At 35.6% G+C, this 13,058-nt stretch carries 14 protein-coding genes and 1 pseudogene; 8 read left to right on the top strand and 7 right to left on the bottom strand.

The window, feature by feature from the left end; translation table 11 throughout:
- Positions 1-61: 61 nt before the first annotated feature.
- The 8 genes from LZ480_RS00230 (at position 62) to LZ480_RS00195 (ending at position 7,330) form a co-directional block, all read left to right on the top strand.
- Positions 62-496 carry a DUF2269 family protein gene (locus tag LZ480_RS00230; RefSeq protein ID WP_241367321.1) on the top strand — a complete coding sequence of 145 codons (435 nt, stop codon included), beginning with the start codon at positions 62-64 and terminating at the stop codon, positions 494-496.
- Positions 497-600: 104 nt separating this feature from the next.
- Positions 601-1,785 carry a YbfB/YjiJ family MFS transporter gene (locus tag LZ480_RS00225; RefSeq protein ID WP_241367320.1) on the top strand — a complete coding sequence of 395 codons (1,185 nt, stop codon included), beginning with the start codon at positions 601-603 and terminating at the stop codon, positions 1,783-1,785.
- Between the two features lie 185 nt (positions 1,786-1,970).
- Positions 1,971-2,804 (top strand): MerR family transcriptional regulator, encoded by an 834-nt coding sequence (locus LZ480_RS00220; protein WP_241367319.1) that lies wholly within the window; start codon positions 1,971-1,973, stop codon positions 2,802-2,804.
- 117 nt (positions 2,805-2,921) lie between these two features.
- Complete coding sequence (locus LZ480_RS00215; protein ID WP_241367318.1) at positions 2,922-4,085, top strand: MFS transporter; 1,164 nt, start codon at positions 2,922-2,924, stop codon at positions 4,083-4,085.
- Positions 4,086-4,281: 196 nt separating this feature from the next.
- Positions 4,282-4,839, top strand: a complete 558-nt coding sequence (locus LZ480_RS00210) for a DUF1273 domain-containing protein (protein WP_241367317.1) — start codon at positions 4,282-4,284, stop codon at positions 4,837-4,839.
- 109 nt (positions 4,840-4,948) lie between these two features.
- Positions 4,949-5,260, top strand: coding sequence for a hypothetical protein (locus LZ480_RS00205; RefSeq protein WP_241367316.1), 312 nt, complete (start codon positions 4,949-4,951; stop codon positions 5,258-5,260).
- A gap of 356 nt (positions 5,261-5,616) precedes the next feature.
- Entirely contained in the window at positions 5,617-7,008 is a 1,392-nt protein-coding gene (gene fumC, locus LZ480_RS00200; RefSeq protein ID WP_241367315.1) for a class II fumarate hydratase, read from the top strand.
- Positions 7,009-7,114: 106 nt separating this feature from the next.
- Positions 7,115-7,330, top strand: coding sequence for a hypothetical protein (locus LZ480_RS00195; protein WP_241367314.1), 216 nt, complete (start codon positions 7,115-7,117; stop codon positions 7,328-7,330).
- A gap of 91 nt (positions 7,331-7,421) precedes the next feature.
- Here LZ480_RS00195 and LZ480_RS00190 read toward each other — a convergent pair whose 3' ends face one another.
- The 7 genes and pseudogenes from LZ480_RS00190 to LZ480_RS00160 form a co-directional block, all read right to left on the bottom strand.
- Complete coding sequence (locus LZ480_RS00190; RefSeq protein ID WP_241367313.1) at positions 7,422-7,838, bottom strand: DUF1284 domain-containing protein; 417 nt, start codon at positions 7,836-7,838, stop codon at positions 7,422-7,424.
- Positions 7,839-7,895: 57 nt separating this feature from the next.
- Entirely contained in the window at positions 7,896-8,651 is a 756-nt protein-coding gene (locus LZ480_RS00185; protein ID WP_408641581.1) for a prepilin peptidase, read from the bottom strand.
- Between the two features lie 129 nt (positions 8,652-8,780).
- Positions 8,781-9,227, bottom strand: a pseudogene (locus tag LZ480_RS00180) (solute carrier family 23 protein); the annotation flags it as partial.
- A 272-nt stretch (positions 9,228-9,499) separates the two neighbouring features.
- Complete coding sequence (locus LZ480_RS00175; RefSeq protein ID WP_241367312.1) at positions 9,500-10,408, bottom strand: DUF4435 domain-containing protein; 909 nt, start codon at positions 10,406-10,408, stop codon at positions 9,500-9,502.
- Positions 10,398-11,822 carry an AAA family ATPase gene (locus LZ480_RS00170; RefSeq protein WP_241367311.1) on the bottom strand — a complete coding sequence of 475 codons (1,425 nt, stop codon included), beginning with the start codon at positions 11,820-11,822 and terminating at the stop codon, positions 10,398-10,400. The genes LZ480_RS00175 and LZ480_RS00170 overlap by 11 nt, the downstream gene beginning before the upstream one ends.
- 644 nt (positions 11,823-12,466) lie before the next feature.
- A complete protein-coding gene (locus LZ480_RS00165) occupies positions 12,467-12,751 on the bottom strand; it encodes a hypothetical protein (protein WP_241367310.1) in 285 nt (94 codons plus the stop codon).
- 8 nt (positions 12,752-12,759) lie between these two features.
- Entirely contained in the window at positions 12,760-13,002 is a 243-nt protein-coding gene (locus LZ480_RS00160) for a hypothetical protein (RefSeq protein ID WP_241367309.1), read from the bottom strand.
- Positions 13,003-13,058: the final 56 nt, after the last annotated feature.

Below are 13,058 nucleotides of genomic sequence, written 5' to 3'. Positions count from 1 at the left end.
GTAGCTTGCCTTTTTCATTCGTGTTACACTAACTGTAATTATTGTTTAGTGAGGGATGAATTTGCTTTACAAACTCCTATTATTTGCACACGTCGTAAGTGCGGTCGCCGCAACCGGTCCGCTTTTTGCTATTTTCCCATTATTAAGTCGCATGAAAAAAGCACCTGAAGCAGAAGCATTGAGCTATGTAAATGCCTTACAAGGTGTTTTGCGTGCTGTTGCACACGGTGGGCATTATGTCGTACCAACAGGACTGATGCTCATTCATTTTAGTGGTTGGTCATGGGGAAGTTCGTGGTTAATCGTGACTTATATTGCGATGACGGCATCTCTTTATTTTATGGCAAGCGCATTTAAACCAGCAAGGAACTTTGCAAAAAGTGCTGACTTTTCAAAATATACATATATTCATATGGTCAAAGTGGCAACATGGAAATATACCGCACTCATGTGTTTTTTCATTTGGCTTATGACATCGAAACCTAACTTTTGGTGAAAAGTTAGGTTTTTTCTCTTTTATACAGTAAATCCTTCTATTATTACCAAATTCAATAATGCTATAATTCGTTAAAGAGGATTGTTTGATAAGGGGGAATTTTCATGAATCGACAACATATGGGGGTCATTGTTGGCGGGATTTTATTTTTGGTGGTGGCGATGGGTATTAGCCGATTTGCTCTTACACCTTTGTTACCATTTATGCGCATAGATGAAAATTTATCATTTGCACAAGGTGGCTGGCTTGCATCGAGTAATTATGTAGGTTACTTTATCGGGGCACTTGGAGCTGCCTTTATTTACCGCGCTAAAAAGAATTTTCTACTATTAAATGTAGTAATCAATGTAATATCAATTATTTTAATGGGGTTCATTGATTCTTATATGATTTGGATTGTATTACGATTAATTATGGGGCTCACAAGCGGCTTTATTTTTGTTTTGACATCTAGCATTGTAATGGATTATTTAGCTACACATTTACTGACACGTTGGAGTGGTTATGTGTTTAGTGGTATTGGCTTTGGGATTGCGCTTTCTGGTTTACTTGTACCGTTCTTTGAAGTACGTGTCCAATGGCAAGGCTCATGGATTGGGCTTGGTATGATGTCAGCAATCTTTTTGGTAACGACGGTATTTTTATGGCGACGTTTGACTGTGCCAAACCAAGCACCCCTCCCTAAAGGTGAGCAAACATCCATTTGGTATGGCTTTATGCCGTGGCTCATCATCGCTTATGGTTTAGAGGGACTTGGCTACATCATTACAGGTACGTTTTTAGTCGATATCATTTACAATATTGAGGCGTTACGTAGCTTTGCGGGCTATAGTTGGGTTGTTGTTGGTATTGCGGCTATTCCATCTGCTCCAATTTGGATGCACTTAATGTCGCGCTTTTCGACCATTTCAATGATGGCACTTGCCTATGCAATGCAAATTATTGGTATTTTACTACCTGTATTGTCTCAAACTGCTTGGAGTGTACTTTTATCGGCATTTTTATACGGCTTTACATTCGTTGGGCTTGTCACAATGTCCACTGGCTATGCACGTCAGCTTTTCCCTCAGCAAAGCGCTTACGTAGTATCGATGTTAACGACATTTTACGCACTCGGTCAAATTGTTGGACCTGTCATCGCAGGCCGTCTTGATACGTATTATGCAACCTTTAAGGCTCCGTTACTTTTTGCAGGTGGAACTGTAACTGTTGCTCTTATTATTTTAATTATTGGCCATTATTATAGTAAGAAAAAGTCTGTATCGATAGCGCAAGAGTTGTACAATTAAAATCAATTGCGCTTCGGCGTAATTGCGTCCAGATTGTTTTCAAGTTCACTTGAAAAACTCCTCTAAAAAATCTGTGACATCCGCCGGGGCTTAACTTGATTCAGTGGGGGCTCATCCCCCACTGAATTAAGTTAAGACCATAGTGGAGCTATACACTACGTCGATTACTGGAGGGTACATACATTATGGAAGAAAACTACTATTCAATCGGTGAAGTTGCCAAGCTGACAAATATTTCGATTCAGACACTACGCTATTACGACCAAATCGATTTATTTAAGCCATCTTATGTCGATCCGGAAACTAATTATCGCTATTATAAAGATTCTCAAATTTACTATTTAGATATCATTAAGTCACTGAAATATATTGGCGTCTCACTAGATAAAATCAAAGCGGCACAACAGTTTACACCTGATGAATTGCTCGCATTTTTGCAGCAGCAGGAGCAAGTTATTGAACAGCGTATGAGCCGCCTACATGAAATTCAGCAAACGCTCTATAAAACGAAAAAACAAATGCAAGAACAGCTCGCGATCGATGTAATGGATACCGTGTACATTAAATTTGAGGAAGCTTCGCGTATATTAGCCATCCAAACGAAGGGACTCACGGTTTCTGATATACCAAATGTGTACTATAGTTCTCTGATTAAAACGTTAGAAACCGAAAACAGCTTTTTAAGTAGTCGTTACGGCTGTATATATCCGTATAAGCAGTACCATGATGTAGATACGTTATTTTATAGCCATATTTTTACGCCACTGCTTACCGATCGCTATATCACACATTTAACAAGTGATATGAATGTCCAGATGATTCCAGCTGGTCGTTATGTATGTGTCGCCTTTATCTTTACGCGTGAGGCGTATTTAGCACAATATGACAAGCTCTACAATTATATTGAGAGCGAGCAGTTACAAATTGTGCCTACCGTCTATGAAATTTTTATGCCACTTAATTATTCACCAAATGAAGAAGACAAATTTATCGTTGAATTAAAAGTACTGCTTGCCTAACTATTTTTACAATAATTTAATGCTGTTTCATTGACTCTATAGTAACTATAGGGTTTATGTTAGAAAGTGCGGGTTAAACACGAAATTTCTAGCAACATAAGTAAGGAGAAAACAGCTATGAAAGAAATCAAAGTAACGTTAGGATTACTGCTTTTAAACTTATTCATCGCCTTTTTAGGGATCGGATTAGTTATTCCAGTACTTCCAACGTTAATGAATGAGTTAGGCATTAACGGCACAACAGTTGGTTATTTAACAGCTGCATTTGCGATTTCACAGCTAATCGTTTCACCACTTGCTGGTAAAGCGGTTGATAAATATGGTCGAAAAATTATGATCGTCTTAGGGTTATTCATTTTCGGTTTTTCGGAATTTTTATTCGGTTTAGGGAAAACCATTGAGGTATTATTTATTTCTCGTATTCTTGGTGGGATTAGTGCGGCATTTATTATGCCTGCCGTTACTGCGTTTATTGCAGATATTACGACAATGGAAACACGACCAAAAGCACTTGGTTATATGAGTGCAGCAATTAGTACGGGCTTCATTATTGGACCTGGTATTGGTGGCTTCTTAGCAGATTTTGGTACACGTGTGCCATTCTACTTTGCAGGGGCACTTGGTACAACAGCTGCCATTTTGTCATTTATTTTACTGAGAGAACCACAGCGTAATGCGGAAAATGTTGAAAGTGCACCAGACCAAAAGTCAGGCTTCAAGCGAATTTTTGCACCAATGTACTTCATTGCCTTCATTTTAATTTTCGTCGCATCATTCGGCTTAGCGGCGTTTGAATCATTCTTTAGCTTATTCGTTGACCATAAGTTTGGCTTTACACCAACGGATATCGCGATTATTATTACAGGCGGTGCCATTTTCGGTGCGATTGCGCAAGTTGCATTATTTGAACGTTTAGCACAAAAATGGGGTGAAATTAAACTCATTCGCTATACATTAATTTTATCAGCGATTTTAGTATTTTTAATGACGGCAGTAAGCTCTTATTTCGCAATCTTACTCGTAACATGCTTCGTATTTGTTGGCTTTGACTTATTCCGACCAGCTGTAACGAGTTATTTATCGAAAATTGCCGGCAATGAGCAAGGTTTTGTTGGTGGTATGAACTCGATGTTTACAAGTCTTGCCAATATTTTTGGACCCATTTTAGGTGGAATCCTATTTGATATTGATATTAACTATCCATATTACTTTGCTACGGTTATATTAGTATTTGGTATTTTATTAACACTTATTTGGAAGAAACCTGCTTCGTACAGATAATGTGAAACTTTAATCGGTGGGGTATTCCTCATTCCCACCGAGCATTAGCTTTCATTTGTCAGCTTGAAATGGGCGTCTTACTGTCCCTTAATGCGGGATAAGATCGAGGGGAAAAAAGAAATTCTTGCTATCTTCATAACAGGGTTGTACTGATACACTTCAGCACAGCCCTTTTCACTTTTTCGGAGGGATATATATGAAATCACTTTATATTACAGGCTATCGACCACATGAGCTTGGAATTTTCAATGACAAGCATCCAGGCGTTGTTATTATTAAAACCGCCATCGAAAATCAACTTCGCCTTTTTTTAGAGGATGGGCTAGAATGGATCGTCATTAGCGGCCAACAAGGGGTTGAAACATGGGCTGCTCAAGTAGTACTTGAATTAAAAAAAGAATACCCCGAACTCAAATACTCTATTATTACCCCATTTTTAGAGCAAGAAAAAAATTGGAATGAGCATAAACAAGCAACTTACATGCATATAATAAGTGAGGCCAATTTTACGACTAGCGTGACAAAGCGTCCTTATGAAGCTCCTTGGCAATTTATCGAAAAGGATAAATTCATCATTGATAATACCGATGCTACCCTACTCGTATACGATGAAGAAAACGAAGGCTCCCCACAATACGTGCATCGCCTTGTGCAAAAGTATCAAGAAATCCACGAAAATTACGAACTTTTCATCATAAATGCCTACGATTTGCAAATGGTCGCTGAAGATTTGCAACGTGGAGAAGATTGGTAAAGTATTATTTTCACTAAAATTCTAAATTAATTTAATTTTCTAATTAATTGTTTTTCATTTTTTAGGTATAATTTACTTAGAAATAAATACAATCTAAGGGGGACACTCTATGAATCAAATGTCTATGATTACAGAAACAACACCAGTAAACATTCAACACCACACGTACAAACGCGAATGTCGCTATACACGCGGTGTGCATATTCCGTTAATTGATATAGAGAATATTTTAAACAGCATGAGCGAAGATATAATCGCATACTTCGATTTCCACAATATCGCAAAAGAAATTAAACAAGGGACGTTATTAAACGGCTATAGCGGTTTGGCAACTATTATTGCAGACTACTATAAACGAGAAAAAGGAACAGAGATTTTAGAATTAACTAATGGTCGCGACTTTTATGTGAAAATCATTTAATAATGAGGAGACAAATTACGTGAATACTCATCTAAACAACGTCTAATGCATCGATAACAATTCGATACGGTAGACGTTGTTTATTGTTAAAAACTTTTTTAAAAAATTTTAATAATAATGTTGACTTTCTAATTGATAAGGATTATCATTATCATTGTAAGGAAGACATCTTAGTTGTTAACAAACTTTCGAGACCGTTCCCCCCAGTTCTGGTTCGAAAACTCATTAATACTTTACTCATATTTCGAAAAGAAGCATATTCTTTTCTCCTGAAAAAGTGGCAAATCTCCTCACAAGATTTGCCATTTTTTCATAGCTACATATTGGGCATACCTATATAAAAGGAGTTGTTGAAAATGGAATATCGTATTGAAAAAGACACAATGGGTGAAATTAATGTACCCGCAGACAAACTTTGGAAAGCACAAACACAACGCAGCTTAGAAAATTTTAAAATTGGCACAGAAAAAATGCCGATTGAAATTATTCGTGCTTTTGCCATTTTAAAGCGCTCTTGTGCACTCGCTAATAACAAACTTGGCAAATTATCAGATGTTAAAACAAAGGCCATCGTTACGGCAGCTGATGAAGTATTAGCAGGCAAGCTCGATGATCAATTCCCTCTTGTCGTTTGGCAAACTGGTTCAGGTACACAATCGAACATGAACGTAAACGAAGTTCTGTCATTCCGAGGTAACCAACTTTTAACTGAGCAAGGCTCGGAAGAAAAGGTACATCCAAACGATGATGTCAACATGTCACAAAGCTCAAACGATACATTCCCTACTGCCCTTCACGTGGCGGCTGTTATCGCGGTAGAAGATTTAGTATTACCTAAACTAAACGTATTAAAGGCAACGTTACAACAAAAGCAAGAAGCATTTAAAGACATCATTAAAATCGGTCGTACGCATTTACAAGACGCGACACCACTTACGTTAGGTCAAGAAATTTCAGGATGGACGCATATGCTTGTAAAATCTGAAAAAATGATTCAGGTAACGAGCGACTTCATGAAAGAATTAGCAATCGGTGGAACAGCTGTTGGTACAGGCATTAACGCGCACCCGAAATTCGGTGCAATGGTTGCTGAAGAAATCGCTACCTATACAGCGAAAAATTTTATTACTGCTGAAAACAAATTCCATGCATTAACTTCGCATGATGAAGTGACGACTGCACATGGTGCGTTAAAAGCGTTAGCCGCTGACTTAATGAAAATCGCAAATGACGTTCGTTGGTTAGCAAGTGGTCCACGTTCTGGTATCGGCGAAATTACCATCCCAGAAAACGAGCCAGGCTCATCCATCATGCCAGGTAAAGTGAATCCAACGCAATCAGAGGCGATGACAATGGTCGCTTGCCAAGTGTTCGGAAATGATGCAACAATCGGATTTGCTGCGTCACAAGGTAACTTTGAATTAAACGTATTCAAGCCTGTCATTATTTATAACTTCTTACAATCAGCTCGCCTACTGGCAGATACAATGCAAAGCTTCAACGATAACTGCGCAGTTGGTATTGAACCAAATACAGAAGTACTCGATAATAATTTAAAAAATTCTTTAATGCTTGTTACCGCATTAAATCCATATATCGGTTACGAAAACGCGGCAAAAATCGCGAAAACAGCCCACAAAGAAGGCACAACATTAAAAGAAGCGGCTTTAGCTTCAGGTCTATTAACAGAAGAGCAATACGATCAATATGTTGACCCAGCAACGATGATTTACCCAAATGCAGAGTAAGTATTTTTCGAGCACCTTGTACAAATTTGTATAAGGTGCTCTTTAGATTTCATAATAATCCGTCAAAAGGGAAATACTTTTTTTATAAAGGAAGGGTGCATGTTGTATGAAGAAAATTGAATTCATCGAGGATGGCTATGAAATTGTTGTGACGATTCCAAATAAAGCCGATTCTCCGATTATTGAAGCTGATGCGTATTACAAGGATTTTGAAAACTACCAAATTTTAATTTTAGCGGATTCTGAAGAAAGGGCTGTCAAAATCGCTCTGAAAGAATTGCTAATGAATCATCCATTTGAGCAGATCATTCGTAATTTATAAGTAGCAATTCAAAAACTATCTTTTAAAATCACATTTTTAACTCTGATTGGACAAGATTTCAATCAAAAAACGTAATGCCGTCTTACTCGCATTACGTTACAGGAAATAGTCCTTTATTTTGCTGAATATGACCAACACCCTCTTCACATACACCATATTCGCGCCAGCTGCAATCATAGCAAACTTCATTAATTACAGTTGGTGTCACGCTCTTCTTTACAAGTTGCTCTACGTCGTGCCATGTTAGTACATCACCGATTTGTAACTGAAGCTTTTGCAAAAATGTCGCATCCTGTTGTGCCACACGCTCCGCATCACAATGATAGGGCTGGTCACATGGAAATTTTGCACACAAATCATCTGCCCCTGCAATCAGCTGAAAAGAGGTATGTGGATTTCGACGTAATTGTGCATGTATCTTTTTCATATTGTCCGCATATTCCTCTGAATAGCCCATTCCTCTAAAACCAATCATACAAAATAAATGATGCCCTCGTAGTTTTAGCATATGTCACCTCTTTAGTTAACCTGATATTTATTTAGGATAACACATTTCGCAATTTAATCATTCAAATAAATGCCAATAGGCTGTCATTATTTCGATACCGTAAAAATAAACAACAATTGCGGCGATAACAATGGCTGGGCCAAATGGGATTGGCGTTTCACGTCCCTGTTTATGAATCATGAGAATGGTTCCACCAAAAACAAGCCCGATTAGCGCGGCAAAAAACAGCGTTAGTAATGTATTAACCGTCCCTAAAACAAGCCCGATTAATAAAAATAGCTTAATATCACCTCCACCCATGCCCCCTTGCGATATAATTGCAATGAACCATAGGATTAAAAAACCAAAAGCTGCCCCAAGTACACTATCCCACCAAGGTGTTAACGGAGACAATATTCTCCCTACTATAAGAAACGGCAAGAAGAACAGTAGCACTTTGTCAGGAATCAGCATATAAATAATGTCCGAAACCGTAATAATCATCAATAGCGAAATAAACAAAAGCGTTACTACAAGCTCCCACGCCCAACCAATATGCCATGTCGCAAAAGCGAATAATAACGCAGTTACTGCTTCAACAAGCGGGTAAATTGGCGAAATACGTACACCACACACTCGACATTTCCCGCGCAATAATCCATAAGATAACACCGGAATTAAATCTATAGAACTTAACATATGCGCACAGCCTGGACAATGAGAAGGTGGTGCAATAATTGATTTATTTTTCGGTATGCGCAATCCGACAACATTAAAAAACGAGCCTAAAATAACACCAACAAGCCCCATAAAAAATACCATTAGCATCTCCACCTCACCACCTCCTTTCCCTATCATTCGCCTCCTAAGAAAACCATTCCTTCTCCCTTGAGCAAACTGGATTTTTGAACGAAAAAAAACGCCTATTTAGACGATTTTCATCGTTTAAATAGACGACCTTATTTATTCTACATGCATCGGATCTTGGCGTTTTGGACCAATCATATTAAATAAAATATTTAACACAATCGCTGTTAAAGCACCCGCTACGATACCGTTTGATGTAATGACTGTAATGACTTCCGCTAACCAAGATGGCATACCCTGTGTTACGTTGGCAAATACACCTGGAACGCTTGCTACGCCGACACCTAAGCCAACTGCAAGTGCTGCGACCATTGCATTTTCCATTGATTTCGCGATTTCAGGTGCTAACATTTTCACACCTTGTGTAATAACCATACCAAACATCGCTAACATCGCTGCACCAAGTACTGGTGTTGGGATGATTGTTGTAATGGCTGCTAACTTTGGTAAGAAACCTAAAGCTACTAACATACCACCTGTAATATAAATCACTTTGCGGTCACGTACGCCTGACATTTGGATAAGCCCAACGTTTTGAGAGAACTATACCCGTTTAGAATAATAGTTATATGTAATTCTTTAATTTTATTGAAATAATAACTGTAATAATCCCACATTTGATAGTCACCTACATTTACTATCATATTATTCAAAATTGTACTTTATTAACCTCATATTTACAAGTAATTACTTAAATTAGACCATAAAAAAGAAGGCATTTTTTGCCCTCTTGATAAGACTTAGTTTAAAAAATAGATACGTCCTAGTCAGAAGTCTTACCGTTGATCGATATTTGACTTACTCTCGTAACAATTCTATAGATATTGATAGTGTTCATTTGTAATAACATCTCTATCAATTCCATTGCCAGTAAACCACTCCAGTAATTCGATACAAAAATTAGTTTTTTCAAGTTCCTCTTTACTAAATTGAATTCTAATTGCTTGTTCAAACTCTTTAAATGTAGGTTTATTATTACTCAAATAGTTTTCCAAAATAAACACACTAATATTTATAATATCATGACCATTACAAATCTGATTTATAGATAGGAGATTTATTATCTCTTTATCTTGTGTATTATATCCATTTCGATCAATAAACCCTAAAAAGTTTTGATAATATGTCCCTAAAAATACTTTGTACAGGTTCTCTTTATCGAAATTCATATCTTTATCTAATATATTTGAGTAATCAATCTCTTTAAAACAAATACTTCGATTATAGGTAGCTGAATATAATTTTATAAGACCTATGTTATAACTCAGCAGAAAAATTGTAGGAATAACTTTCCCCTGAAACTTTGCGTATTTATTTGCATCTATATAAGAAGTTAATAATTTTCTTAGCTTGTCTAAAGTTGGATTTGAGAAAATAATTTGAACTTCTAAATCATGACAATCCGTTCTAATTAGATTAGGCACTGTTGGAGTGTTCAGTAAGTTTTCAAAGTCACTATCAACTAACGCTAGGTAACTTTTCCTCTTTTTCTCACTAACAATACTATTCAATTTGTTTATAACTGCCTTGGCATTTGGCTTACCGTTTGAATTAACAAATTTCACCTTATTTATATCTAAATGATTTTGATAAAATTTTATATCACTTTCTCCCTCTAAATAAAGTATTAGTTGATAAGGGAAAGTACTATAAGACAATTGAGAATATAGACCTGCTAACGTATTCGGAGTTACAAAACTTTGAAGAAACTTTCTACCACTCATTTTCCACCCACCCATCATCAGGTAAATTCAATTCCTGTAATAATTCCCAAGAATCATTAACTATTTGAGGCGAATGAGTAGCAACAATATACTTTTGACCAGTGATATTAGATATCTCTCTTAATTCCTGTAAGAAATCCATTTGCCATGCTGCATGTAAAGATAACTCAGGTTCGTCTATCAGCACTAAACTGTTTTTAGGGCTTTGGAATAGTAAATCAAATAACAATACTATTGTATGTTGTTCACCTGAAGATAATTGATATACTTTGTCTAACTTTTTCTTCTCATTATCTTTGAAATATATAATGAAACCTTCATGCCGATCTAATTTCATTGCTTTGTCAATTAGCTTTTTATTAACAAACTTTAAAAATATTTTTACCCTTTCTTTCATATCAGTAAAAACGGATAATTTTTCTCTACTATCCTCAAGAAACAATTTCAAAACTGCTGCGGAATATTTATTGTATGCCTTTTTATTTTTTATGTAATCTATATTAAGCTTTTCTCCTAAGGATTCATTTGTATCGAGTAATCCCAATTCAGCTAGGTAACTACGTTCCAAATCTTGTGTAGCCAATTCGTTAAGTATATCAATAAAGGTATGATTATAATCATTCATTTCCGCCATTCTATCCATTAACCTTAGTGGGAATGTTTGATCTAAATCTTGAGAAGTTTGGGCATAAATTTGTAATATACTCGAAATTTCTCCTTTGATTTTATTGGAATAATTGCTAATAGCTAGTGTGTTTGAATAAAAACCTTTACTGTTTTTAGCTTTATATAATCTATTTGTTTCTATCAATTTAGTAGGCAAGTAGAAGGATAAGTCTATAAATTCTGTCATAAAAAAATCATCATAGTCAATACTAGTTTCAAATAAATCTTCGTAATTCCCGTAGTTATCTAAAATTTCCTTTAATTCTAGTGTTTCTCCTGTTTCAGATTCTGCCCAAGTCTTTGTACCCACTCGCCTTAATTCAGGAATAATAGTAGATACAGTAGCTAAATCCCCATTAAACTCCTTAGATATTTTTATTTCAAAATATGCAACATCTGGTTCAAGGTGATATTCATCTTCGTTAAAAACATACGTCTCTAAAAGATATCCTATTTCGTAACAAAACAAAAATTCTTTCTTATTTGTGTTCTTATCATTATCTTTTTGTTTTATTTCTTTTCGTTCAATTCTCCAAATCAATTCATTTTCAAACTGAAATATTAGTTTTTCAAACTCTATGTCAATAATTCTGCTGAAATTATCATTTATAATCGATTCTATTAGCATTAGGAACTTTGTTTTTCCACTACCATTTGGTGCATGGATAATATTGATTTCATTTTGCAAATTAAGGCTATAATTGAACTTACCAAGTAAACCTATTACCTGAACTCCTACAATATTCATGTGACCCTCCAAATTCTATTCAGACTTTTCATTACATTTATACCACTCATGTTTATAAATGGCAATTTAATCATAAATTACATTTATTTTATATTATTGTTACTAATAAAGTATAACCATAATTACCCTATAATACATAAATTCAGTGCGGTAATTTTCAAAATGCCCTAAACATTATTCTATATTTATATTGAATGTCCTAATCCACCTCCCTTTTGCAAGTGTTACTATGTACACTAATCTAGGAGGAAAACATTATCCCATTTAAAATCAATCCCTATGTAGCGAAATTAACGGATAAGCAAGTATATAAAATTCTTTATTTGTACCATGCGAATAATGTTTCGCCATGTTACCTTGCACCAACTCTTAAAGTTGCCAAATCTACAATCAGAAATATCGTAAACGGAAAGTCCCGACAAGATTGTCATGAGGTTTTCATGAAGCATAGACATAAGTTGAAAGGTCAGTATGAGAAACTTGTTACTTCATATAAGGGTAAGTTGTTTTAATAAATGATTATGTTCCATAAAAAAACCGCCTATTTACGGCTAGACGGTTCTCTTATTGTTTATGTAAATATTTTATTAGTACAGTGATGATCACTTTTCTAGCACCCCTAAAAAGGTGAAATACGATAATATTTAAACAGATTTAGCCTTAGAGTATCCCCGTAGTACTTTATCCATACCTTCTTTTCCGCATCTAAAATAACCATTACCGTAGGCTACCTTCATAACCAACAATTCATCTTCTGTTAAATCACGGTTTAATGTATCCTCAACCTGATATTTCTTTGCTAAGTCATAATCGTCTGTAAACCTTGAATCAAAATGGGTATAAAATAGGTATTCTAAAAACTTATTACGTTCAATATTTTCCATACTTTTTATCAGTGAAATCATTTGATCAGCAATCATTTTTGTCATAGCAGCGGTCACTCTATTGAATTTATTTTAAGGCTAGAATTTATTTCAACAAGATTAGAGTTAAATTTATCAAGACTAGCCTCAATTTTATCGAACCTTGCATCAATTCCGTCAAACCTAGAGTTCATTTCAACAGACATAGATTTCACGCCACCATATATAGAACTTATTCCATCTGACATAGAGTTTATATCATCAGACATATTATTTAATTTTTCAAGTATCTTTTCTGCAAACTCTTTTTCAGTCATTTAAAATACCCACTTAAAATGTTTTCAGGAAACCCCACAAAATTTTATTTTTGAGA

This window comes from Solibacillus palustris (genome assembly GCF_022549215.1).
GTDB lineage: Bacteria > Bacillota > Bacilli > Bacillales_A > Planococcaceae > Solibacillus > Solibacillus daqui.
Note: the sequence above shows the minus strand (reverse complement) of the source record. Positions and strands in the feature narration are given on the sequence as shown.

What these genes read in the sequence shown, in the direction of transcription:
- LZ480_RS00225 (WP_241367320.1), top strand. Translation starts at nt 601, where the DNA reads ATGAATCGACAACATATGGGGGTCATTGTTGGCGGGATTTTATTTTTG.
- LZ480_RS00220 (WP_241367319.1), top strand. Translation starts at nt 1,971, where the DNA reads ATGGAAGAAAACTACTATTCAATCGGTGAAGTTGCCAAGCTGACAAAT.
- LZ480_RS00215 (WP_241367318.1), top strand. Translation starts at nt 2,922, where the DNA reads ATGAAAGAAATCAAAGTAACGTTAGGATTACTGCTTTTAAACTTATTC.
- LZ480_RS00210 (WP_241367317.1), top strand. Translation starts at nt 4,282, where the DNA reads ATGAAATCACTTTATATTACAGGCTATCGACCACATGAGCTTGGAATT.
- LZ480_RS00205 (WP_241367316.1), top strand. Translation starts at nt 4,949, where the DNA reads ATGAATCAAATGTCTATGATTACAGAAACAACACCAGTAAACATTCAA.
- fumC (WP_241367315.1), top strand. Translation starts at nt 5,617, where the DNA reads ATGGAATATCGTATTGAAAAAGACACAATGGGTGAAATTAATGTACCC.
- LZ480_RS00195 (WP_241367314.1), top strand. Translation starts at nt 7,115, where the DNA reads ATGAAGAAAATTGAATTCATCGAGGATGGCTATGAAATTGTTGTGACG.
- LZ480_RS00190 (WP_241367313.1), bottom strand. Translation starts at nt 7,838, where the DNA reads ATGCTAAAACTACGAGGGCATCATTTATTTTGTATGATTGGTTTTAGA.
- LZ480_RS00175 (WP_241367312.1), bottom strand. Translation starts at nt 10,408, where the DNA reads ATGAGTGGTAGAAAGTTTCTTCAAAGTTTTGTAACTCCGAATACGTTA.
- LZ480_RS00170 (WP_241367311.1), bottom strand. Translation starts at nt 11,822, where the DNA reads ATGAATATTGTAGGAGTTCAGGTAATAGGTTTACTTGGTAAGTTCAAT.
- LZ480_RS00165 (WP_241367310.1), bottom strand. Translation starts at nt 12,751, where the DNA reads ATGACAAAAATGATTGCTGATCAAATGATTTCACTGATAAAAAGTATG.
- LZ480_RS00160 (WP_241367309.1), bottom strand. Translation starts at nt 13,002, where the DNA reads ATGACTGAAAAAGAGTTTGCAGAAAAGATACTTGAAAAATTAAATAAT.